Raw genomic sequence first — 22,556 nt, 5'->3', positions numbered from 1 at the left:
GTATGTAGATTTTACTTAACCGTAAACTTTTTGAACATTCCTTTTTTGTCCGCATCAGGAACTTCTGCGATTAATAAATAATTCCCAGGTTCAAGTTCGGCTTCAAAATAGCCCTTCATTCCGGCTTCACAATTGTTTACGCCACCTAAGAAGGTAATACCACCCGGGGTTGGTGTTCTTAAACCATCAGGATACATCCAATTCATCCAATGAATTAGAGTTGAAAGATCTATTCCGTCCTCATATTTCACCAAATTCACATCATGACCCATAAAATGTTCATATGGTTTTTGATCTATAAAATTTACCTCAAAAACCCGCTTTCCAGAAGTAGGTTCTCCCTCCAATTTTATGCCCTCAGTACTTGAAATAGAAATTTTATAGTCAGGGGCAGATGGCTTTAAGTTGGTTGGCTCGTCTAAAACTCGAATAAATTTTGCCATACCATGGGAGGTGTGCCATTCCCCATTAGCCATTTTAACATAACATTCCATTAAATATTTTCCCGGTTCCAAATTGATAGTTGAGGTTGCAGTTTGACCGGCAGAAATTAACCCCGTTCCGCCTAAGAATCGGATATCAGCGAACCATGCAGGTATTTTACCGAATGCGGCCATAGCGCTATCAGGTTTTTCCTCCATCAATAGTCGCATGCCCTCATCAAAGGGAGGTAATAATTCATTTTTTACATTGTCCATAGTTAAAGTATCTGAAGGATACATATCCAACATTATAAAATGGGTTTCTGGCGATTCGTTGTGGTATACTATGGTATTCCAGCCAGAATTTATAGTGTCCGCTGTATAGAATTCCATTGCCTCTGTTATTACTTCTAATTTTCCGTTTTCATAATAGACAGGTGCTTCTACAACCATTTCGTCTGTGACCTCAGAATCCATGGTTTCTTCGGTTTTGGAATTGTCTTTACAGGAAATAAAAGCAATTAAGATTGTGAATGGTAAAATAAGGTTTTTAAGTTTTTTCATTCTGTTGGTTTTCAATTGGTTTATGATTATCAAGATAATAAATTGTATGATTTATTGAAAATTACCTAAAGTATTCAAAAATATATTTTCGCTTGTTTTTAATTTTTCATTGTGTTCGTTCCCGCAAAAAAATCCATTACTTGATATTCATTTTTATTGATTTTGCTTGGAGATTTTTGTAAAGATTTTGCGATGATGCTAAAATTATTTTTAGACTTTTTCTTGTCCTCAAATTGCATTTCCATTACAAGGCCATTGGAAAATTGATTTACCATTTGTGGATCTAAATCTGGTAAGTTCAATTTCTTTTGACCCGAAAAACTCAAAAAGTTTCCTAATGAAATAGGAGTATCAGGGGCATGGTATAGTTTTGCGATATATTTATCGTTTTCCAACTGGATACCCTTGCAGAGATAACCTAAAATTGTTTTTGATGGTAATTCTGTAATTTTAAAATTAGGATTGTTTTGAGCATTATTTGCTAATGGGATTGGAAATAATTGAACTATTTTATTTCCTTGACCATCCATAAACATTACCATGGTATTGAGATTCTCATCCATAACCATTGTTATGTTCCCTTGGGTTTTATTTTTGGAATCTGACATAATGGTGGCTTGGTAATCTGCATCTTTTCTTAGTAGAAAAGTTAAGTTGATAACATCCTTCTTTCGAGATTCCATTACCATGACGGTTTCATATTTCCAATCAAATTCATAAGAATTTGGAAGCATATCTGCCGTAACTTTATGATTATTAATTGAGTTCTTAAAAGATTTGGTCATACCCTTTGAATCGGAGGTATCGTAATCATCATTATCAATTTTCGAATCTCCATTTTTCTTAAAAGATCCCATCATCATTTCCATCATTCCTTGACCTGCGACTTTTACCTCTTCTGCTTCGGGTAAATTAACTTCCACAGGTTCATAACTATATTCCAAAAGACTTTTACCAGCAGGCCCAATCATGTTCATCTCTAAAGCATTATTTTGGGAAGTCTCGGACTTGTTTGTATAGATTTCAACTAAGCGGTTGTTTTCATCAAATAAAACATAACTCCCCTCATATCCAGGTTCATTTAAATAATCGAATCTGGTATAGGTCTTTCCTTTGAAAGATTGCTTAGATTCTTTAAAATCTTCATATCGAAAATCATCTGGCCTATAGATAAAAGCAAATTCAACTATGCCATTGAAGGGATTCGCTGTTAAGCCTTGGTCTGTTTGTTTCTGTAATTGTGCCATAAATGGTTCAGGGGGCAGTTTATAAGCCTCTAACATCATTGTAGGAACCATCATTCCTTGGCTCTGTACTGCAATAAGGGAAGATTTTTTATAACCGTCTGATTCGAAAGTGTAAAGAAATCCCTCACTGTCGTTATAACCAGGTTGTGGTAATTTATTGCTTTCTATTCGAGCTGCAACTTCGTCAGCATCGAAATACTGAATTTGGTTCAGATTATCATTTTCATGCATTTTAATAATAACATCTTCCGTGTAAAAAGCTTTTTTCTCTGCTGTATTTTTTGTCAAGGCTGAATTGTTCGATACAGAATTGCCTATAGGATTTGGGGAGTCATCTTGGTTTTTTCCATTGGTTACTCCATCTATAGTGTTTTCTGTAGTCTTTGTAACTGCTTCATCTGTTTTATCTAAAATGGTACGCTCAGCCGCCTGTTCAGCTCGTTTTTTCAATTTTTTTAATAATTGTGCCTCAGTATTAGTCCATAAAAAAAGGGAACAGCAGATACCTATTATATATTTGGTTTTCATAACATGTAGAATTACTTAGATGGATTAACTAATCTTTATGGTCCAATAGAATAAATTTGACCATTGAGATAAAATTATCCTCAAACCACCATTTTTAATGATACATATGTTCCAATTTGGATAACATATGTAACAATCTGGTTATTTGGATGGTACTACGTTACTAATCTTCTTTTTGATTTGAATAACAGAAAATTTGTGTAGTTGAAGGGTAATTTATTATGGATGGGACTAAATGGAAGATAATTGTCCTTTTGATCAAACAAATGAACCTATATTAAATATCCTGAAATTGTAAATTATTATTTATTGGTAGATTAAAAGGGAGCTAAAGGGTATTCTCCATTATAAATGAATTATTTTGAAAAAATACTTTTCATTACTGTCCTGATTCCCTTAAATCCTAAAAAAATAGCAAATCCACATATGAGAATGGCTATAATAACTAGCGGAATAAAAACGCTTGTATTCCTATCTCCCGCGACAATATAAAGAAGGGTAGGGCCAATAAACATTAGCAATGCTGTAAATCCTAAATATTTGATACCTTTTAAGAGCAGTTGCTTATCTGTTGCCATGGTTAAAAGCTTTTATTGCATTTCTTACACTACCATGATTTTCAAGAAGTTTCGCTGCCATAAAGCTATCCGTTCCTGTAGCTTCACATATCATTCGTATGCCTCTTTCGACCAATTTATGGTTGCTAAGCTGCATATCTACCATTTTATTTCCTTCAACTCTTCCTAATTGAATCATTGCTGTTGTAGAAATCATGTTTAGAACAAGTTTCTGTGCCGTACCTGCTTTCATTCTAGAGCTTCCTGTCACAAATTCAGGTCCAACGACCACTTCAATAGGAAATTGTGCTGTTCTTGCTAAGGGACTTCCTTGGTTGCAGGTAATACATCCTGTGATTATACCTTTTGCATTACATTTTTCCAACGCACCAATAACATACGGTGTTGTTCCGGATGCCGCGATACCAATAACTACATCCTGAGGGTCAATTTGAAAATCTAATAAGTCTTTCCATCCTTGTTCAGTATCATCTTCCGCAAACTCAACGGCCTTGCGAATTGCCGAATCTCCTCCTGCCATTATACCTACAACCAAATCATGAGATACACCAAAGGTGGGGGGGCATTCTGAAGCATCAACAATTCCCAAACGTCCACTTGTACCTGCACCAATATAAAACAAGCGTCCACCAGCCTTTAACTTTAGCACAATCTGCTCAACCAACGCTTCTATTTGTGGCAAACTTTCTTCCACAGCAAAGGGAACTGTTTTATCTTCCCTATTTATATTGGAAAGTAATTTTTGTATGCTCATCTTTTCCAGATGGTCATAATGAGAATCAGATTCGGTTGTTTTATGGAAATTCAAAATGTTAGTCTTTGTTCAAAATTAGGATTTGTAGGTAAATTTCTCGTTACTTTAGAAGGTTTTATTCAATTTTCAATGTTTTTTTATATTCTTGAATTACCGCAAAATACCCCAAAGGATTAGCGTCAGGGTTTTGTATGTTATTAGTGTTTTCCGGGTTTTCTATATCTGAAACTTCATAAATGTTGCCACGAATTGTAGCTGCCGGAGTTTCAAAAAATCCAAAACTTCCTTCAGTTTGTTGTAGAAACAAAAACATATAATTGTAAAAACTCCGGTCTGCTCCTAGAATTTTAATCTCTAATTCATCGCCGATTTCAACCGGATCCTCATAAAAGTATGAGAATGAAAATTCTTGACCCTGATAAAATTTATCCTCTGAAACGATATAATTTCCATTGCTGTAATCGAAAAGGTAGAAATCTTCTCTATTGGCATCATCAGTGAAGGTCACAATTATCTCTATTTCGTCCTCAAAAAGTGTTTGAGAACCTTGTTCTACATTGTCTAAAGGAACGGTAGGTATAAATTTTGTTTTACTGAAATACGTTTTTCCTTCAAATTCAATAACCAAATAAAATGTTGTGTCCTCTGTAATATCCACTGAATTTATGCGCTGGTCGGTTGGTGAATCAGGATCTGGGATATACACCCCGGTGCCAGGTTCTTGTTCTGCCAGATAGCTGTATTTGGAATTTATTATATCTCCATTTTCCTCTTTACCATAATATATATATGCGGTATCCAAAGATGCAGGTTCATTTTCGTTAAAATAACTCGTGGTAAGGCTAACTTTTACTTCAATAGGAACAAATTCTTGGCTCCTATCAACTCTAATTATGGCATCTATTATTAATCTTGGTTGCTGCTGCACAAGATCAAGATCGATTACCTCTTCACAAGAAAAGATGAATAGAAAAACAAGAAAGCTACTTAATCTTCCCATCAGAATTTAAAATTATAAGTTATTGCTGGCACTATTCCGAAGATTGATGTTCTTATGGCCTCATTAACCCCAGTGTCTTCATTTTGTCTGAAATTAATTGAAATGGCGTTCTGTCGATTATAGATATTATAAATTGAAAACACCCACTGTCCTTGCCATGACCTATATTTGTTTTTTCTGGGAGTTAAGGTCGCTGACACATCTATACGATGATATGATGGCAGGCGTTGTTGGTTTCGTAGGCCATAGACAGGTGCAGTAACACGTTGAAAATCTAGTTGACCTACAGGGTAATTAGTGGGTCTTCCAGTTTGATAGACAAAGTTTCCACTAAAACTCCATTTTTCATTTAAGTCATAGCTGCCAAAAATGGAAATATCATGTGGTTTATCATAAGGTGTATTGTACCAATTACCCAAATTGATCCCGGTTTCGTTATAAATCGTGCCATCTTCTAAGATTCGGGTCCTTCCGGGAGTTTGTTGTTCAGATTTTGAAAGTGTGTAGGAAATCCATCCTTGGAAATCTCCCTTATTTTTTCTTAATATTAATTCTAAGCCGTAAGAACGTCCTCTACCATTTAAAATAACCCGTTCAATAGCTTCATTGGCAATAAGATTTGCCCCATCGATGTAGTCAATTCGATTTTTTAGTTTTTTGTAATAGGTTTCTATTTCAAAACTATACAAGTCATTCTTAAAATTCAAAAAGTATCCTAGAGCGATATGATCTAAAAGCTGAGGTTTTATGAATGTTCCACTTGGGGTCCAAACGTCAAGAGGGGTAGGGGAACTTGTATTACTTAGCAAATGCAGGTATTGTGCAAGTCTTGTATAACTAGCTTTAATTGAATTATTATCATTAAGACTTAAGGAAGCGGCGATCCTAGGTTCAAAATTTAAATAGGTCTTTAATGGTTTAGATCTTCTTTGATAAATCGTATCTATCGGGTCGGCTTCTTGGTAGGTTAATGTATTTCTATCGAAAATTACTGGTTCATTGTTTTCATATACGAATATTTCATCTTGACCAAGCCTTATGAAATTAGAAACCCTAAGTCCATATTGTATATTCAAATTATTGGTTAGATCCTGATCTATTCCTATATACAATGCCGTTTCATTAGCATAGTTTTTAACTAATTGATCTTCTAAAATTCCAGAATCGGCAGAGTTAGGTTCAATCTTTCCGGGATTAAATACATAATAGGTGTTATGTATTCCATAATTAACTTGAAGGTTATCCTTTAAATAATGTTTGAAATCGTATTTAAAGTTGAGGTTGGTAATACCAGAATTCCATTTAAATCCAACAAAACCTAGCTCCAAACCGTAATAGAAATCCGAATAAATTAGTGAAAGATTGGAAAATAACTTGGCGCCGTATAAATGATTCCAACGAAGATTTAAAGTTGCATTTCCATAAACATTTTGGAAATTATCATTGATACTGAAAAAATCTCTTCCAAAATATCCGGAAAGGTAGAGGTTGTTGTTTTCATTCAGGCGGTAATTTAATTTAGCATTTAAATCGTAGAATGACGCAGAATTATCGATATCAAATAGAGGTAAAAAGAGATGGGCATAAGACGATCGTCCACCAATTAGAAATGATGATTTTTCCTTCACAATTGGTCCTTCCACCAATAATCTACTCGCCACAAGTCCGACACCTCCATTAACTTTCAATTCTTTGTTATTTCCCTCTTTTTGAAAAATCTCTAAAACTGATGAAACCCTACCTCCATATCTGGCAGGTATACCACCTTTATAAAGTTTAATATCCTTAATGGCGTCTGGATTAAAAACAGAAAACAAACCAAACAAATGTGAAGAATTATAAATGGTTGCTTCATCTAAAAGAATAAGGTTTTGATCTACAGCACCACCTCGAACATTAAATCCAGAAGAAGCATCTCCTGCATTAGTAATACCTGGTAATAATAGAATTGATTTTACAATATCGGATTCGCCCAAGACAACAGGTATTTTTTTTATCGTTTTAACTGAGAGATTGTTGACACTCATTTGGGCGGATTTTACATCCGATCTTTCTGTCTTGCTTGTGATAAGAATTTCCTCTAATTGCTCAGTAGATTCAGATAATTGGAAATTTAATGTTTTATCGGCATTAAGATCAACTTCCTTTAATTCTGTATTATAACCTAAGTAACTTATTTCAACTTTATAGATGTCTTTTTTCAATGAGATGGAATAAAAACCATATTCGTTAGTAGTTGTTCCTGTCTCACCATCGTTGATGATTATATTAACTCCAATAAGAAGTTCATTTGTATCTGCATCATTAACCCGCCCACTCAAAGTCATGAAATTTTGACCAAAACTAAAATTTGAGGTTAAAAGCGTTAGAAGAAAAATGATATTGAATAATTTCATGGTAGGGCTATCACCTAAATATAAAAAAAGCTTCCGAATAGGAAGCTTTATTTTTTTAACCAAAATATTTTAAATGGATCCTATGATTTCATTAAACACGTTATTTGGTCTCATGGCATCATTGGTCATTTTTTCATCAGGAAAATAATAACCACCAATTGATATGGAGTGACCTTGAATTGAATTTAATTCATTAACAATCACTTCTTCATTTTTGCCTAATTTTTCAAAAACAGGAAGAAATTGTTCTTTTAGCTCCATATCTTCTAATTGTATCGATAGAGCTTCAGCCCAATACAACGCCAGATAGAAATGACTTCCCCTGTTATCTAATTCTCCAGCTATCCTAGATGGAGATTTGCCATTTTCTAGCAATTTTTCTGTAGCTGCATCCAAAGCATCAGCCAAAACTTTAGCCTTTGGATTACTGTTTACATTTGCCATATGTTCTAAAGAAACAGCAAAAGCCAAAAATTCTCCAAGGGAATCCCATCTCAAATGGTTTTCCTCTAAAAATTGTTCAACATGTTTAGGCGCCGATCCACCTGCACCAGTTTCAAAAAGACCACCACCATTCATTAGAGGAACAATTGACAGCATCTTTGCACTTGTACCAACTTCAAGTATAGGAAAAAGGTCTGTAAGATAATCACGGAGTACGTTACCGGTAACACTAATTGTATCCTTACCATCTTTTAACCGTTCGAGCGTTACATGGGTAGCCTCAACAGGTGATAATATTCTAATATCTAAACCTTCTGTGTCATAATCCTTAAGATAGGTAGTAACCTTTTCAATTAAGGCTGCATCATGCGCTCTATTTTTATCTAACCAAAAAATCGTCGGTGTTCCCGTGGCTTTGGCTCTAGTTACAGCCAATTTAACCCAATCTCTAATAGGTAGGTCTTTAGTTTGACACATTCTCCAAATATCTCCATTCCTTACGTGGTTCTCCATCAATATTTTTCCATCACCATCTACAACTCGAACAACACCATTTCCTGAAATTTCAAACGTTTTGTCATGCGACCCGTATTCCTCCGCTTTTTGAGCCATCAATCCAACGTTTGGCACTGTTCCCATTGTTGTTGGATCGAACGCACCATTTTTCTTGCAGAAATCAATAGTAGCTTCATAAATTCCGGCATAACTACTATCTGGGATAACCGCTTTAGTATCCATAGCTTTGCCGTTCTTATTCCACATTTTTCCACCATTACGGATCATTGCAGGCATAGAAGCGTCGATGATAACGTCACTAGGGACATGTAGATTTGTGATTCCTTTATCAGAATTTACCATTGCCAAATCAGCTCCCTTATCTAGGGTTTCTGCTATATCTTTGAGTATTTCTGCCTTATTTGAAAGGTCTGACTCTTGCACTCGAGACAATAGATTTGCAAGGCCGTTATTTTCCTCTATTCCAATTTCCTTAAATTCAACCGCATATTTTTTGAATAAATCCTTGAAATAGATTCTAAGAATATGTCCAAATATAATAGGATCTGAAACCTTCATCATAGTAGCCTTCAAGTGGATTGAAAGCAACACATTTTCATCCTTGGCATCAGCAATTTCTTTTGAAATGAAAGCGGTGAGCTCATCCTTCTCCATAACGGTAGCATCGATAATTTCACCTTTTAAAAGTGAAAATTTATCCTTCAATACAGTTTCAGCGCCATCCTCGCTAGAAAACACTATTTTTATGCTAGTTGGTTCGTCAATTGTGATGGATTTTTCATTGTGAGCAAAATCTCCCTTGGACATTGTAGCCACATGAGTTTTTGAAGAAGACAACCATTCACCCATTGAATGAGGATTTTTCTTTGCGAAATTTTTCACAGCCCTAGGTGCTCTTCTGTCGGAATTGCCTTCCCTAAGAACTGGGTTAACGGCACTACCCTTTATTTTATCATAGCGACCCTTAATTTCCTTTTCTTCGTCAGTTTTTGGTTCATCTGGGTAAGTTGGAACCGCAAAACCTTTAGCGCGTAATTCTTTAATAGCTTCTTTAAGTTGGGGTACAGATGCACTAATATTAGGCAATTTTATGATGTTGGCTTCGGGCTTGGTAGCCAATGATCCGAGTTCATCCAAAGCATTTGGTACTTTTTGTTCATCTGTCAAAAAATCTGGAAAATTGGCTAAAATTCTCCCTGCCAAGGAAATATCTTTGGTTTCAATTTGAATACCTGATGATTTGGTAAAAGCTTTTACAATTGGTAAAAATGAATGCGTTGCTAAGAGAGGAGCCTCATCAGTTTTTGTATAGAAAATGGTAGATCTGTTTGCCATGAATAAATTCTAAAAATATTAGTGATTAAGAGCTTTGAAAAAGCTGTGCAAATATACAAAAAACATAAAGTTTTCAGGCTTATATGTGATAATGGATTTGATATAAAAGAGAGTGAGATATACTGTGAAAAAACAAAAGCCATATCACTGTAGTAAAACTACTCTGACATGGCTTTCTTCGAATTAATTACTCCGTGACCTAGACCTTCTTACGAAGCGTCTCGACCGACCCAAACTCGCGTTCAACATCGTCCTTTTCAGTTCAAGTTTCATTAATTCAATGGAACACATTGTAATTTTCAAAATGTATTGACATATTACACTATATTCCAGAGATTGTTTTTCTTGATGTTGCTTTTTTATCATTACATTTTCACGTAATCACACGTCCGCAACATTGTTCTCTACCTTAGCAGTCGCTTTCGCTTATGCCACCTTTGAAAACTTTCAACCTTGCTAGTTTTTGGCTGCTTGCGCAACTAGTACTTTTCAAGATATCATGGCTTAACAGTTGCAATGCCTACACAATACACTTTTTAAACCTCGAAAAACAATTGTGATAAAGAACGTTACTTTATTCCAATTAACATTAAAATCAAATTTTACTTTGATTACAACACAGGGTTGCTGTTAATTGTTTGACTAAAGTATATTAAGATTTCAGAAAAACAAATTTTTTGGCAAAATAGATATTCACTCATTTTGAACCGTACTTATTAACAATTGTTAATAAAAAAAGCCCCGCTCAATGCGGGGCTTCAGTTTTGTTAAGGTTCGATTAACCTCTAACTTCTTTGATACGGGCTTTTTTACCGGTAAGGTTTCTGAAATAGTAAATTCTAGATCTACGAACTTTACCTCTTTTATTCACCTCGATTTTCTGAAGGGCTGGCATATTAACCGGAAAAATTCTTTCCACCCCAACAGTACCAGACATTTTACGGATTGTAAAGGTTTCAGTAGATCCTTCACCTTTTCTCTGAAGAACTACACCTTTGAAAAACTGCGTACGCGATTTTTCACCTTCCTTGATTTCGTAATATACCGTGATGGTATCACCAGAACTAAATTCTGGAAAATCTTTTTTTGTTACAAACTCGTCTTGTACGAATTTAACTAATGAATTCATTGTTAATTAATTATCGATAATATTAAACCAACATTCACGGACCTCGCCAGAGGTTGATCTAAATTTGGCTGCAAAGATACACATTAATTGTAAAAAGGCAAGAATGCTTAATTAATTAGAATAATTATTCTTCTAATAAATCAGGACGTAACCTTTGGGTTCTCTTATAGGCCTCATCCTCACGCCACTTTTCTATTTTAGGAAAATTTCCTGAAAATAATAATTCCGGGACATGCATTCCTTTGTACTCCCTTGGTCTTGTATATATAGGAGGGGCTAGCAATCCGTCCTGAAATGAATCTGTAAGTGCTGAAGTTTCATTACCCAAAACTCCAGGAATTAGCCTAATAATTGCGTCACATACAACTGCTGCTCCTAATTCTCCTCCAGACAACACAAAATCTCCTATGGAAATCTCCTTTGTTATTAAGCTATCTCTCACTCTTTGGTCTACCCCTTTGTAGTGGCCGCAAAGGATAATGATATTCTCTTTTAAGGATAGGGAATTTGCCATTTTCTGGTCAAATGTTTCCCCGTCTGGAGTCATGTAAATAATTTCAGAATAGGATCTTTCCGACTTTAGTTTAGAAATGCAAGCGTCTATTGGTTCTATAAGCATAACCATACCGGCGCCTCCACCATATTGGTAATCATCCACTGATTTATAATTGTCAGTTGCATAATCCCTCAAATTGTGAACATAAACCTCAACATGGCCAGCATCGATAGCTCTTTTTAAAATAGAAGCTTCAAATGGACTTTTTAATAGTTCTGGAACAACAGTTATAATGTCTATTCTCATCTTATCTTATTCTTTTGCAAATATCCTAAACTAATTTTATTTCCAATTGATTTCAATTTTGAAGTGAATAAAATTACGCCTAACAAATAAAAAAAACCTGTAAGTTGGCTTACAGGTTTATATCTTAAATAAGTTCTTTAATTACATCTTTTTTTGCTTATTAAGCTCATCTTGTAATTGTCGGCGAACTTTTTGTTCTCTTTCCAAAGCTGTTCTTCGGTGTTCCTCGAACTCTTCCTCTGTTTCTGCCAAGGCAATTTTTGCTTGTCGAGTTACCGCATTACTATTTTTAAATTTATAAATGAAAAGCAACAATAGAGCAAACAGTATGCCGATGATACTCCACATTAATACATTATATCCTCCTTTACTCATTTGAATACCAAACAAAGCCATGCTGTCTTTCTCTTCTTTAGTCTTATTGAGATTATCAGTGGTGCTAGCAAGATCTGTCTTTAAGTTGGAAATTTCGGTGGCCTGTTCGTCAACCTTTTGCTGAGTATCTACTAAATCCTTTCTAACTGCATTTAGGGTATCCATGGTATGAGACTTTAAAGTCTCTAACATGTTCTTTTTAACAACCTTGTAATCCTTGTAGGAATTAGATTTTTTAATGATGTATTCAAATTGTCCATCAATAGGGCTTCCATCTAATGAAAGGCCTTCATCTTCTGTGTCTCTTTTTTGTGCCTGGGCATTGAAATTGATAAAAAGGGCGCTAACACTGCACAGTAAAAAAAGCTTTAAATGCCTCATTTTAAGTCTTGTTGTAGTTTTAGAGTTTTTAATTTTGTGAATATACTAATTATCTAGTGATGTTTAATTAAATAGCCTCGTATTTACGAGGCTAGGGTATATACGAACCGTATAATGATTTAGACGTTCAAAAATTATAAATTTAATAATAAGTATATCTTCTTACTTTAGAAACATACTTTGCCAATCTTATAACTTGTTGACTATAGCCATATTCATTATCGTACCATATATACAATATGGCATTGTTGCCTTCAGTATTAACAATTGTTGCTTTGCTATCGTAAATAGAAGGTGCTGAACTTCCAACTATGTCACTTGAAACTAATTCATCATTAATTTCATATTTAATCTGTTCAACCAAATCGCCCTCTAATGCATATTTTTTAAGGGTGGCATTAATGCCTTCAATACTAGTGTTGGTGCCTAGATTAAGATTTAAAATAGCCAATGAACCATTTGGAACGGGAACCCTTATTGCATTTGAAGTCAACTTTCCTTCCAAGTTTGGAAGAGCCTTCGAAACTGCCTTACCAGCCCCTGTTTCAGTGATTACCATATTTAATGCAGCTGCACGACCCCTTCGGTATTTAGAATGAAAATTATCAACCAAATTCTGGTCATTGGTATAAGCGTGAATGGTTTCAATATGTCCTGAAACTACGGCGTATGTGTCATCTATTGCCTTTAAAATAGGTGTAATGGCATTGGTGGTACATGAAGCTGCAGATACAATATTGTTGGTAGTCGGATCATACAATTTATGGTTAACTCCATGAACAATATTCGGGATGCCTTTGCCTGGAGCAGTTAAAAGAACTTGACTAACTCCTGTTGCCTTTAAGTGTCGTTGTAGTGCAGTCTCATCTCTAAATGCTCCAGTGTTGTCTATTATAAGAGCATCTTGAATTCCGTAAGAGTTGTAGTCGATATCTTCGGGATTGTTAGCTGAAATAAATTTTACAGTTGTTCCATTTATTATTAAAGATTGCGACTCTATACTTGTAGTAACAGTCCCTGGAAATTCGCCATGTACAGAATCATTTCTTAGAAGGGAGGCTCTCTTTTCAAGGCTAGTTTGGTCAATATTTCCTCTAACAACTACAGCTCTCAAGCGCATTTGAGACCCTTTCCCGGTTCTTCTCAGTAGTTCTCTAGCAAGTAGTCGACCTATCCTTCCAAAACCATAAAGCACAACATCCTTAGGTTGGATGGTTCCATAATTTTTGGCATCCTTTAATTTATTGGCAACAAAAGCTGTTGCTGTGGAATATTTCTGATCTTCTAGATGAAACTCATACGTCAATTTTCCAATATCGAGTTTTGCTGGGGGAATATCTAGTTTTTTGATAGCCTGTGCAATTTCAACTGAATCGAAAATTGAAATAGGCTTTTGTACAAATGCTCCAGCATATTCATGTAGATTTAATATTTCGCTGACATTTCTATCTATAAGTTGATTTCTAAATAGAACCAATTCAATAGATTTTTCGTACCACAAATCGCTAACGATTTTAATGAATTCTACCGTTGCACGGCGACGATCGGCTTGAAATGCCAATTCTTTTTCATAGACACCATTAAGAGTCATAAAAGTTGAAATTAAAGGTTAAATGATTTTTAAAAATTTTTTGCAAAAGTAATATATTTCAAACGTTTTCGTAAAGCATAATTAGAAATAAAAAAACCTCTTAATTTAATCAATTAAGAGGCTATATTTTGTAGTGAATTATTGGTTTTTATCGCCAATAATATGTTTCCTTTTCACCACGGTTGTTAATCACTTCAAACTTTAAAGGATCATTACTAGACTTAGATTCCAAGATTTGTTTTGCGTCCTCAACACTATTAACCCTGCGATCATTTATCGCCGTAACAATGCTGCCTTCTGTAACGCCATTTTTTCTCCAGGAATCTGCGTACTTTGGGCTCAAAGCAGAAATCTTCACGCCATAATCTACTCCGTATTTTCTTAATTCCTCCTTATTGGCATCTTTAACTGTACCAATAATTGGCAATTGTATAGAGTTAATCTTTTCGAGTGTAACAGGAATTACTTTGAAGTTACCATCTCTTAAGATAGTTACAGACACAACATCTTTTGGTCGTTTGGTATCTAAATATCCTTTCAGATCAGAAAATTTGTTGATTGAGATATTATCCAATTTTGTAATGACATCTCCTTCTTGGATTCCTGCTCGATAGGCGCCAGAACCACTTTCTACGGACCCTACATAAAACCCTTCGGAAGTTGCAACCTTTAATTGTTCAGCATATTTGCTGTTTAAACTAGTTCCTGCAACTCCTAACATTCCATTTTGTACTGTTCCATATTCCATGATATCTTCCAATACCTTTCGAGCTATATTGCTAGGTACGGCAAAGGAATAACCTATATAAGAACCGGTTTGTGAGCTGATGGCAGTATTAATGCCTATCAATTCACCCTTGGTATTTACCAGAGCACCTCCAGAATTTCCTGGATTAACCGCTGCGTCCGTTTGTATAAAGGATTGGGAATTATTGCCTGTTAAATCTCTAGACTTAGCACTTATGATTCCCGCTGTAACAGTGGAATTTAGATTAAAAGGGTTTCCAACGGCTAAAACCCATTCACCAATTTTTGCTTGGTCTGAATCGCCAATAATAATATATGGTAAATCGTCATTGGCGTTTATCTTCAAAACAGCAATGTCTGTTTTTGGGTCAGTACCTATTAGTTCAGCTTCATAGATTTTATTATCATTAGTAGTTATGGAAATTTGTTGTGAACCCGCTATTACATGGTTATTTGTTATAATGTATCCATCTGGTGAAATTATAACACCACTACCGGTACCGATCTGTGCTCTTGGAGCACCACCACCAAAGATTAAATCCTCTAAAGAGCTTGGGGAAGAACGGATGGCAGTATTTTTAACATGGACTACCGCATGCACAGATTTCTCAGCTGCTGTTACAAAATCGGGAGCTTCAGCAGTCAAAAATGTATTTGTCGTACCAAACGAAGTTGGAATTGTAAAAGACGGTAAAGAATCTGATTCCTGATTTAAATCATCGGAATTGTCATGTAGGTAATGATCGGCGGTCAAAGCCATTATTCCGCCTAATATCGAAACCAATACCAGAGTAAGAACCTTTTTCATTTTTTATTTGGTTTATTTTATGGAATAACGATTAAAATTACTGTTTTATTGAAACGATTATTTTGCCTAGATGCTGTTTAACTACATTTTAACAGCACTTTAAAAAACCTTTAATGTTTATATTTGTGCCCACTTATGGCAACAACATTTTACAAATATCAAGGTACTGGCAATGACTTTGTCATTATAGATAACCGTTCGCTTCATTTTGACAAAAATGATACCAATCGTATCAAATCAATTTGCGATAGACGTTTTGGGGTCGGGGCCGATGGTCTAATTTTGTTAGAAAACCATCCAGATTATGATTTTAAAATGGTTTATTACAATTCAGACGGTAATGAAAGTACCATGTGTGGTAATGGAGGAAGATGCTTGGTTGCCTTTGCAAAATTTTTAGGGATTATCGAATCTGAAACTGTTTTTGAGGCAGTCGATGGTCCGCACAGAGCGCGCATTAATAAAGGGATTGTGGAGCTTCAGATGCTTGATGTTGAGGAGATTGATAACTCCTCAGATCATTCATTTTTAAACACTGGGTCACCCCATGTTGTGGTACAACACAAAAATTTGGATGAAATGGATATTCTTAATGAAGCAAGGAAAATTAGATACTCAGAACGGTTTAAGGAAAAGGGGACAAACGTCAATTTTGTAAAAAAGATTTCAGATGACACTTTTGCAGTTCGTACCTATGAAAGAGGGGTAGAGGATGAAACTTTGTCTTGTGGGACAGGTGTAACTGCCGTGGGAATTGCTATGAATTACCTAAAAATGTTTGATGGAAATGAAGTTTATATCCAAACTCCAGGGGGTAATCTCATGATTCGATTTAATAATCATGGTGAGAAATATACAAATGTTTGGTTAATTGGTCCCGCCAAGCAGGTTTTTAAAGGCGAATTGTGATGAATACTTTAAAAGGAACCCAAATAAATTTAAGGCCTTTAGAACCAGAAGATCTAGATTTTGTTTACCAGATTGAAAACGATGAGTCGTTATGGCATTTAAGTAATAGTATTACCCCGTTTTCTTTATTTACAATTCGGGAATATTTGAAGAATGCCCATAAAGACATTTTTGAAGTAAAACAGCTAAGATTACTTATCGAGGACAAGACAAGTAAACCTTTAGGCTTAATAGATTTATTTGATTTTGATTTCAAAAATAAAAGAGCTGGAGTCGGTATTATTATAAAGGATGAAAAGAATAGGAGCAAGGGGTTTGGAAAGGAGGCACTTGATCTATTGTTGAAATATAGTTTTAAGTATTTGGGTCTGCATCAGATTTACTGCAATATATTAGAGGATAATTTGTCTAGTATTAAGCTTTTTGAAAGTTTAGGATTTGAAAAGGTTGGGCTAAAAAAGGATTGGAATTATAATGATGGGGAATTTCAAAATGAATTTTTATATCAATTGATCCGTTAAAAATGTACATTAAAAAAATTTTATGGGTAATTGCCCTAGTCGGGTTGGCCGTAGCTGCTTATTTAGCCTATTACGTATATTCGGCAATGTTGAGCCCAAATACCGCCTTCAATAATGAAGAGGCCTTTATTTTTATACAGACTGATGCGGATTACCAAGATGTAAGGGGGCAATTGGAACCATTGCTTGGTGACATTGAAACTTTTGATGCCTTGGCGCAACGTAAACAGTATACTGCCAATATTAAAGCCGGGAAATACAGGATTGTTAAAGGAATGAATAACAATGAAATTATTAATTCCATAAGAAGTAAAAATATCCCTATAACGGTTTCATTTAATAATCAAAATACGATTGGAGAATTAGCTGGAAGAATTGGGCAACAGATTGAAGCTGATAGCCTCAGTTTAATTTCCTCAATTCTTAATTCTGAATTTTTGGAATCTAATGGTTTTGAATCACAAACCGCAATTGCAATGTATTTGCCTAATTCATATGAATTTTTCTGGAATACCGATGCCGATGGGTTTCGGGATAGAATGAAAAAGGAATATGATAAATTTTGGACAGATGACCGCATGGCGATGGCGGAGGAAATTGGATTGAGTCCTGTTGAAGTAATGACTTTGGCATCTATAGTTTATGAAGAATCAAAAAAAGCAGATGAGCAACCAATAGTTGCAGGTGTCTATATCAATAGACTAAAAAGGGGGATAGCTTTACAAGCTGACCCTACCTTAAAATTTGCAGCTTATCAACTTCCTGAATATAAGAATACTGTTATTAAAAGGGTCTTGAACGTTCATAAAGAAATTAATTCTCCCTATAATACTTACATGTATCCTGGATTGCCACCTGGGCCAATTGCAATGCCAGATTTATCAGCAATTAAGGCAGTATTGAATTATCAAAAGCATAATTATCTATATTTTTCAGCGGATCCAGAAAGACTTGGTTACCATAAGTTTGCTACTACACTTGCACAGCATAATGCCAATGCCAGAGCCTATCATGCCTATTTAAACAGTCAAGGTATTAAGAAGTGAGGTTTAAAGGATTGATTGTTGTTTTTCTTTTTACACTCTACTCTTTTTATACGCATGCCCAAGAAGATTCTACCAGCTTTTTAAAGCCTAGCGATAGTTTAAACCAAAAACGACTAACAACTGTGATGTTGGGTCAAGGTTTATTTTATACAGGATCTTTGTTTGCTTTAAATACATTTTGGTATAAGGACTACGATAAATCTAAGTTTCATACAACTAATGATTTTGGACAATGGTTGCAAGTGGACAAAGCCGGGCATGTATACTCTACTTACCAACTTTCTAGATTAAGTTCTAATCTATTTTCATGGAGTGGTATTGATAAATCAAAAGCATCTTTATATGGTGCTTTTATTGGCTTTTCTTATGTGTCAACCATAGAAGTTCTTGATGGTTATTCTAAGGAGTGGGGTTATTCTTGGTCTGATATGGCCGCCAATGCATTAGGAACGGGCTTATTTTTGGGTCAGGAGTTTTTATGGAATGAACAGCGGATTCTGTTGAAGTATTCCTACCATTCAACTGATTTTGCAAGACAACGGCCTGGAACTTTAGGAGATGGTTTGCAAGAAGAATTTCTAAAGGATTATAACGGTCAGACTTATTGGTTAAGTTTCAATATACAGTCATTTACAAAATGGGACAATTTTCCGAAGTGGCTTAATTTTGCTATCGGATATGGTGGACATGGTATGCTGACAGGCTCTTACAATTCAGAAGAATCTGGCCTGTACCCACAGGATCGCTATAGGCAATATTATCTTAGTTTAGATTTAGATTTGTCGAAAATTCCTACAAAGTCACATTTTCTGCGAACCGTTTTTGACGTATTAAACCTAATAAAATTGCCATTTACGACAGTGGAGTTTAACGATAAAAAAGAGGTTTTGGTTCATCCTATCTACTTTTAAAGCCTTTAATCGATTTGTTTTGAAGTTTTTAGGAATTGTTTTACCTTTGCACCCCTAAAAATTAAGCCTCGAAATCTAGGGAGTTTTAGGGCTTACAAACATAACTATTATGATCAAGAATCTGACTAATTATGTTGCTATCCCTCTAGCTATCAGTGCTTTTGTAATAATCGCACTATCGATGAATCGACCGGTTGAAATGCCGAAATTACCGATACGGAACACTCCAATTCCTTCAATTCAGAGTGATTCTGACGACAAAGTGGAAGACGATTTGGCGTTTGTCCATACCGTCCAACCTCTTTTTGACAATCAAATAGACTCTTTAGACTTTAACTTTAGTCCATTTTTGGGCAATTGTTATGTAGGCTTTAAAGAAGCTGTTGCATTTAAGGAATCACGAGGAAATTATTTTGCCGTTAATACATTTGGTTATTTAGGGAAGTACCAATTTGGTCGTGGGACACTAAAATTAATTGGTATAGACAATATTGATTTATTCCTAAATAACCCTGAATTACAAGAAAAAGCCTTTTTGGCTAATGCCGCACGAAACAAATGGATATTAAGAAAAGATATTAATCGTTTTGTAGGCAAAAAAATTAAAGGGGTTACTGTAACCGAATCTGGCATTTTAGCCGCTGCCCATTTGGCTGGACCGGGAAGTGTGAAGAAGTTTCTTCGCTCCTATGGCAGGGATGATTTTTCGGATGCATTCGGAACAACTGTTCGGACTTATTTGAAGAAATTTTCAGGCTATGATACGTCTTCAATTATTCCGGATAGATACGCTAAAGCAATGCTATAAGTGGAATATTTTTAATCCTTTTGAATAATAAAGATTGATGGGCGTTTGTGCAAATCAATCTTTATTTTTTTCCAATTGCCCGCTGACTGGGTATTTATAAATTCAGTAGGTAACGTTAAATCGGAAGCTACACAAATTCTTGTATCCGGATGCAAAATGGATATTAGATCCTCAAGAATTTTATTATTGCGGTATGGAGTTTCAATAAAAATTTGAGACTGACCTTCTTCAGCTGATTTTTTCTCTAAAGCTTTGAGAGCTTGCCTTTTCTCTTTGAGATCAATTGGTAAATAACCATTAAATGCAAAATTTTGGCCATTCATTCCAGACGCCATAAGTGCTAGAATTATTGAAGAGGGTCCTACCAATGGAACAACACGAATACCTTGCTCATGTGCTAATTTTACGATGTCTGCACCTGGATCAGCAATTCCTGGGCAACCTGCTTCCGAAAGTAGCCCCATATTCTTACCTTCTAAGCAAGGATTTAGATAGCTAATGATCTCTTCCTGCTTAGAGTATTTATTGAGTGGATAAAGATTTAATTTAGGCTGAGGTTTCCTTGGGCATATTTTTTTAATGAACCTTCGTGCAGATTTTTCGTTTTCAACTATATAATCATCAACAAGCTCAATGATCTTTTTAATGGATATGGGCAAAACTTCTAATGGGGGATTATCTCCCAATCGTGTCGGAATTAAGTAAAGTTTGCCAAGCTCTTTCAAACCCTTTATTTAGTTGTAAATATTAACTTCTAATTAAGTTATCCGCAATAATCTCACAAACTTCATCTAATTGTTGGAAAACAATATCAAAGCCCTTGCGGCCTCCATAATACGGGTCCGCAACTTCAGTGCCAGAATTTGGATATAATTCTTCTAATATTAACTTGACCTTATTTCGGTCATCTTCATTTCTGGCCAAATAAATTACATCTGCATAATTTGATTGATCCATTACATAGATATGATCAAAATCATCAAAATCTCTTACCTTAAATTGTCTTCCTCTTTGATCAGTTATATCTAAACCATTATTACGGGCTACTTCAATGGAACGCTGATCTGGTAAATCTCCAACATGGTAATTGGCGGTTCCGGCAGAGTCTACAAAAAAGTCATTAGATGGTAGTTTGGATTCTAAAATACCATGCGCCAATGGTGACCGACAAATATTTCCCAGGCACACCATCAAAATCTTTTTCATAGGAATTTAATTAAAGAGACAATTTTTTAGATAGATCTTCAACATATTTTCTAAACTGCTTATCAGTTGAAGATAAATTGTCAACTGTTTTACATGCATGGAGAACTGTTGCATGATCCCTTTTACCTATTTGTGAACCTATGCTAGCCAATGATGCCTTGGTAAATTTTTTCGCAAAGAACATTGCTAATTGCCTCGCCTGTACAATATGCCTTTTCCTAGTTTTAGACTGTAGGGTGCTCACATCCATTTGGAAATAGTCTGAAACTACTTTTTGTATATAGTCTATAGAAACCTCTCTCTTGGTGTTTTTTACAAATTTCTCAACAATGTCCTTGGCAAGATTTAAGGTAATTTCCTTTTTATTGAAAGACGACTGAGCTATCAAAGAAATAATTGCGCCTTCAAGCTCCCGAACATTTGTTTTGATATTTTTGGCAACATATTCAATTATTTCCTCTGGCATCTCCACTCCATCTCTATATAATTTATTTTTAAGGATGGAAACACGGGTCTCAAAATCAGGGGTTTGTAATTCAGCAGATAATCCCCATTTGAATCTCGATAACAAACGCTGTTCTATATCTTGCATATCTACAGGTGCCTTATCACTCGTAAGTATTACTTGTTTTCCATTTTGATGTAAATGGTTGAAGATATGGAAGAAAACGTCTTGGGTTCCTGATTTTCCTGATAGAAACTGTACATCATCAATAATCAACACATCAATGATTTGGTAGAAATGAATAAAATCGTTTCGATTGTTCTTTTTTACCGAATCTATATACTGTTGTGTGAATTTTTCCGCGGAAATATATAATACCGTTTTTTCAGGATATTTATCTTTTATTTCGATACCAATGGCATGAGCTAAATGCGTTTTGCCTAAACCAACACCGCCGAATACTAATAAAGGGTTGAATGAAGTTCCTCCAGGTTTATTAGCTACCGCCAAACCTGCATTTCTAGCCAGCCTGTTAGAATCACCCTCCAAGAAATTATCGAAATTATAGGACGGGTTTAGCTGAGATTCAATCTTTACATTTCTAATACCCGGTATAATGAAAGGGTTTTTTAGTTCTGGACTTTTGTTATTAAGGGGTATATCAACATCTTGAGATTTTACCGCACCTCTGTTGGAGCTAGGTATCTTCTCGGTAAAAGGTTGTTTATTGCCATAGGTGTTTTCCATTTTAATGACATACACCAATTTGGCAGTTTCCCCTAATTCTTTGGTCAGAGCCACTTTAAGTATTTTAACATAATGTTCCTCTAGCCATTCATAGAAAAATTTACTGGGAACTTGGATACTTAGAGCGTTGTTGGAAAGCTTCACTGCTTTGATCGGTTCGAACCAAGTTTTGAAGGCTTGCGGTTGGATGTTGTCCTTTATAAATGATAGACAGTTTTTCCAAACCGATTCCGCAGTTACATTCATTCTAATACAAATATTTTATAAGTTGTTGTTAGTTAGATTTAGCAAAAAAAAAGAGAAATTAGAGGTTCCCTTGTGAATTTTTGACCTGACAAATATGTGA

The 22,556-nt window shown here is 35.2% G+C and carries 20 protein-coding genes; 5 read left to right on the top strand and 15 right to left on the bottom strand.

Features of this window, described 5'->3' with window-relative positions; genetic code table 11:
• Window positions 1-11: 11 nt before the first annotated feature.
• From ISU00_RS00100 to ISU00_RS00045, 12 genes are all read right to left on the bottom strand, one after another.
• A complete protein-coding gene (locus ISU00_RS00100) occupies window positions 12-986 on the bottom strand; it encodes a hypothetical protein (RefSeq protein ID WP_228852013.1) in 975 nt (324 codons plus the stop codon).
• A 98-nt stretch (window positions 987-1,084) separates the two neighbouring features.
• Window positions 1,085-2,761 (bottom strand): hypothetical protein, encoded by a 1,677-nt coding sequence (locus ISU00_RS00095; protein WP_228852012.1) that lies wholly within the window; start codon window positions 2,759-2,761, stop codon window positions 1,085-1,087.
• A gap of 356 nt (window positions 2,762-3,117) precedes the next feature.
• On the bottom strand, window positions 3,118-3,339 hold the full coding sequence (locus tag ISU00_RS00090; protein ID WP_228852011.1) for a DUF6095 family protein: 222 nt from the start codon (window positions 3,337-3,339) through the stop codon (window positions 3,118-3,120).
• A complete protein-coding gene (murQ, locus tag ISU00_RS00085) occupies window positions 3,326-4,147 on the bottom strand; it encodes an N-acetylmuramic acid 6-phosphate etherase (protein ID WP_228852010.1) in 822 nt (273 codons plus the stop codon). Before murQ ends, ISU00_RS00090 begins: the two co-directional genes overlap by 14 nt.
• 61 nt (window positions 4,148-4,208) lie before the next feature.
• Complete coding sequence (locus ISU00_RS00080) at window positions 4,209-5,093, bottom strand: DUF4249 domain-containing protein (RefSeq protein ID WP_228852009.1); 885 nt, start codon at window positions 5,091-5,093, stop codon at window positions 4,209-4,211.
• Window positions 5,093-7,489, bottom strand: coding sequence for a TonB-dependent receptor (locus ISU00_RS00075; protein WP_394368524.1), 2,397 nt, complete (start codon window positions 7,487-7,489; stop codon window positions 5,093-5,095). The genes ISU00_RS00080 and ISU00_RS00075 overlap by 1 nt, the downstream gene beginning before the upstream one ends.
• Window positions 7,490-7,558: 69 nt before the next feature.
• The gene (locus tag ISU00_RS00070; RefSeq protein ID WP_228852007.1) at window positions 7,559-9,784 is read right to left on the bottom strand and encodes an NADP-dependent isocitrate dehydrogenase; all 2,226 of its coding nucleotides are present in this window, start codon (window positions 9,782-9,784) and stop codon (window positions 7,559-7,561) included.
• A 778-nt stretch (window positions 9,785-10,562) separates the two neighbouring features.
• Window positions 10,563-10,913, bottom strand: coding sequence for a 50S ribosomal protein L19 (gene rplS / locus ISU00_RS00065; RefSeq protein WP_228852006.1), 351 nt, complete (start codon window positions 10,911-10,913; stop codon window positions 10,563-10,565).
• 124 nt (window positions 10,914-11,037) lie between these two features.
• Window positions 11,038-11,715 carry a tRNA (guanosine(37)-N1)-methyltransferase TrmD gene (trmD, locus tag ISU00_RS00060; RefSeq protein ID WP_228852005.1) on the bottom strand — a complete coding sequence of 226 codons (678 nt, stop codon included), beginning with the start codon at window positions 11,713-11,715 and terminating at the stop codon, window positions 11,038-11,040.
• 141 nt (window positions 11,716-11,856) lie between these two features.
• Complete coding sequence (locus ISU00_RS00055) at window positions 11,857-12,471, bottom strand: tRNA (guanine-N1)-methyltransferase (protein WP_228852004.1); 615 nt, start codon at window positions 12,469-12,471, stop codon at window positions 11,857-11,859.
• 142 nt (window positions 12,472-12,613) lie between these two features.
• Window positions 12,614-14,062, bottom strand: coding sequence for a glyceraldehyde-3-phosphate dehydrogenase (locus tag ISU00_RS00050; RefSeq protein ID WP_228852003.1), 1,449 nt, complete (start codon window positions 14,060-14,062; stop codon window positions 12,614-12,616).
• Window positions 14,063-14,210: 148 nt separating this feature from the next.
• Window positions 14,211-15,617 (bottom strand): trypsin-like peptidase domain-containing protein, encoded by a 1,407-nt coding sequence (locus ISU00_RS00045; RefSeq protein ID WP_228852002.1) that lies wholly within the window; start codon window positions 15,615-15,617, stop codon window positions 14,211-14,213.
• A 135-nt stretch (window positions 15,618-15,752) separates the two neighbouring features.
• On the opposite strand from ISU00_RS00045, the gene dapF reads away from it, so the two are divergent.
• From dapF to ISU00_RS00020, 5 genes are all read left to right on the top strand, one after another.
• Window positions 15,753-16,526, top strand: a complete 774-nt coding sequence (gene dapF / locus ISU00_RS00040) for a diaminopimelate epimerase (RefSeq protein WP_228852001.1) — start codon at window positions 15,753-15,755, stop codon at window positions 16,524-16,526.
• Window positions 16,526-17,047, top strand: coding sequence for a GNAT family N-acetyltransferase (locus ISU00_RS00035; protein ID WP_228852000.1), 522 nt, complete (start codon window positions 16,526-16,528; stop codon window positions 17,045-17,047). The genes dapF and ISU00_RS00035 overlap by 1 nt, the downstream gene beginning before the upstream one ends.
• Before the next feature lie 2 nt (window positions 17,048-17,049).
• Window positions 17,050-18,093 carry an endolytic transglycosylase MltG gene (mltG, locus tag ISU00_RS00030; RefSeq protein ID WP_228851999.1) on the top strand — a complete coding sequence of 348 codons (1,044 nt, stop codon included), beginning with the start codon at window positions 17,050-17,052 and terminating at the stop codon, window positions 18,091-18,093.
• Window positions 18,090-19,004 (top strand): DUF2279 domain-containing protein, encoded by a 915-nt coding sequence (locus ISU00_RS00025; protein ID WP_228851998.1) that lies wholly within the window; start codon window positions 18,090-18,092, stop codon window positions 19,002-19,004. Before mltG ends, ISU00_RS00025 begins: the two co-directional genes overlap by 4 nt.
• 109 nt (window positions 19,005-19,113) lie before the next feature.
• Window positions 19,114-19,812: a peptidoglycan-binding protein LysM gene (locus ISU00_RS00020; RefSeq protein WP_228851997.1), complete on the top strand. Its 699-nt coding sequence runs from the start codon at window positions 19,114-19,116 to the stop codon at window positions 19,810-19,812.
• Window positions 19,813-19,823: 11 nt separating this feature from the next.
• Here the strand turns inward: ISU00_RS00020 and ISU00_RS00015 are convergent, their stop codons facing one another.
• The 3 genes from ISU00_RS00015 to dnaA are packed head-to-tail and all read right to left on the bottom strand — an operon-like array spanning window position 19,824 to window position 22,456.
• Entirely contained in the window at window positions 19,824-20,546 is a 723-nt protein-coding gene (locus ISU00_RS00015; RefSeq protein WP_394368541.1) for an SAM-dependent methyltransferase, read from the bottom strand.
• Window positions 20,547-20,559: 13 nt separating this feature from the next.
• Window positions 20,560-21,018, bottom strand: coding sequence for a low molecular weight protein-tyrosine-phosphatase (locus ISU00_RS00010; RefSeq protein ID WP_228851995.1), 459 nt, complete (start codon window positions 21,016-21,018; stop codon window positions 20,560-20,562).
• A gap of 10 nt (window positions 21,019-21,028) precedes the next feature.
• Window positions 21,029-22,456 (bottom strand): chromosomal replication initiator protein DnaA, encoded by a 1,428-nt coding sequence (dnaA, locus tag ISU00_RS00005; RefSeq protein ID WP_228851994.1) that lies wholly within the window; start codon window positions 22,454-22,456, stop codon window positions 21,029-21,031.
• Window positions 22,457-22,556: the final 100 nt, after the last annotated feature.

The sequence above is a fragment of the Aegicerativicinus sediminis genome, assembly GCF_015476115.1.
GTDB lineage: Bacteria > Bacteroidota > Bacteroidia > Flavobacteriales > Flavobacteriaceae > Aegicerativicinus > Aegicerativicinus sediminis.
The sequence above is the reverse complement of the archived record's forward strand: the minus strand, read 5'-3'. Positions and strand labels throughout refer to the sequence as shown.

What these genes read in the sequence shown, in the direction of transcription:
- ISU00_RS00100 (WP_228852013.1), bottom strand. Translation starts at nt 986, where the DNA reads ATGAAAAAACTTAAAAACCTTATTTTACCATTCACAATCTTAATTGCT.
- ISU00_RS00095 (WP_228852012.1), bottom strand. Translation starts at nt 2,761, where the DNA reads ATGAAAACCAAATATATAATAGGTATCTGCTGTTCCCTTTTTTTATGG.
- ISU00_RS00090 (WP_228852011.1), bottom strand. Translation starts at nt 3,339, where the DNA reads ATGGCAACAGATAAGCAACTGCTCTTAAAAGGTATCAAATATTTAGGA.
- ISU00_RS00080 (WP_228852009.1), bottom strand. Translation starts at nt 5,093, where the DNA reads ATGGGAAGATTAAGTAGCTTTCTTGTTTTTCTATTCATCTTTTCTTGT.
- ISU00_RS00075 (WP_394368524.1), bottom strand. Translation starts at nt 7,489, where the DNA reads ATGAAATTATTCAATATCATTTTTCTTCTAACGCTTTTAACCTCAAAT.
- ISU00_RS00070 (WP_228852007.1), bottom strand. Translation starts at nt 9,784, where the DNA reads ATGGCAAACAGATCTACCATTTTCTATACAAAAACTGATGAGGCTCCT.
- rplS (WP_228852006.1), bottom strand. Translation starts at nt 10,913, where the DNA reads ATGAATTCATTAGTTAAATTCGTACAAGACGAGTTTGTAACAAAAAAA.
- trmD (WP_228852005.1), bottom strand. Translation starts at nt 11,715, where the DNA reads ATGAGAATAGACATTATAACTGTTGTTCCAGAACTATTAAAAAGTCCA.
- ISU00_RS00055 (WP_228852004.1), bottom strand. Translation starts at nt 12,471, where the DNA reads ATGAGGCATTTAAAGCTTTTTTTACTGTGCAGTGTTAGCGCCCTTTTT.
- ISU00_RS00050 (WP_228852003.1), bottom strand. Translation starts at nt 14,062, where the DNA reads ATGACTCTTAATGGTGTCTATGAAAAAGAATTGGCATTTCAAGCCGAT.
- ISU00_RS00045 (WP_228852002.1), bottom strand. Translation starts at nt 15,617, where the DNA reads ATGAAAAAGGTTCTTACTCTGGTATTGGTTTCGATATTAGGCGGAATA.
- dapF (WP_228852001.1), top strand. Translation starts at nt 15,753, where the DNA reads ATGGCAACAACATTTTACAAATATCAAGGTACTGGCAATGACTTTGTC.
- ISU00_RS00035 (WP_228852000.1), top strand. Translation starts at nt 16,526, where the DNA reads ATGAATACTTTAAAAGGAACCCAAATAAATTTAAGGCCTTTAGAACCA.
- mltG (WP_228851999.1), top strand. Translation starts at nt 17,050, where the DNA reads ATGTACATTAAAAAAATTTTATGGGTAATTGCCCTAGTCGGGTTGGCC.
- ISU00_RS00020 (WP_228851997.1), top strand. Translation starts at nt 19,114, where the DNA reads ATGATCAAGAATCTGACTAATTATGTTGCTATCCCTCTAGCTATCAGT.
- ISU00_RS00010 (WP_228851995.1), bottom strand. Translation starts at nt 21,018, where the DNA reads ATGAAAAAGATTTTGATGGTGTGCCTGGGAAATATTTGTCGGTCACCA.
- dnaA (WP_228851994.1), bottom strand. Translation starts at nt 22,456, where the DNA reads ATGAATGTAACTGCGGAATCGGTTTGGAAAAACTGTCTATCATTTATA.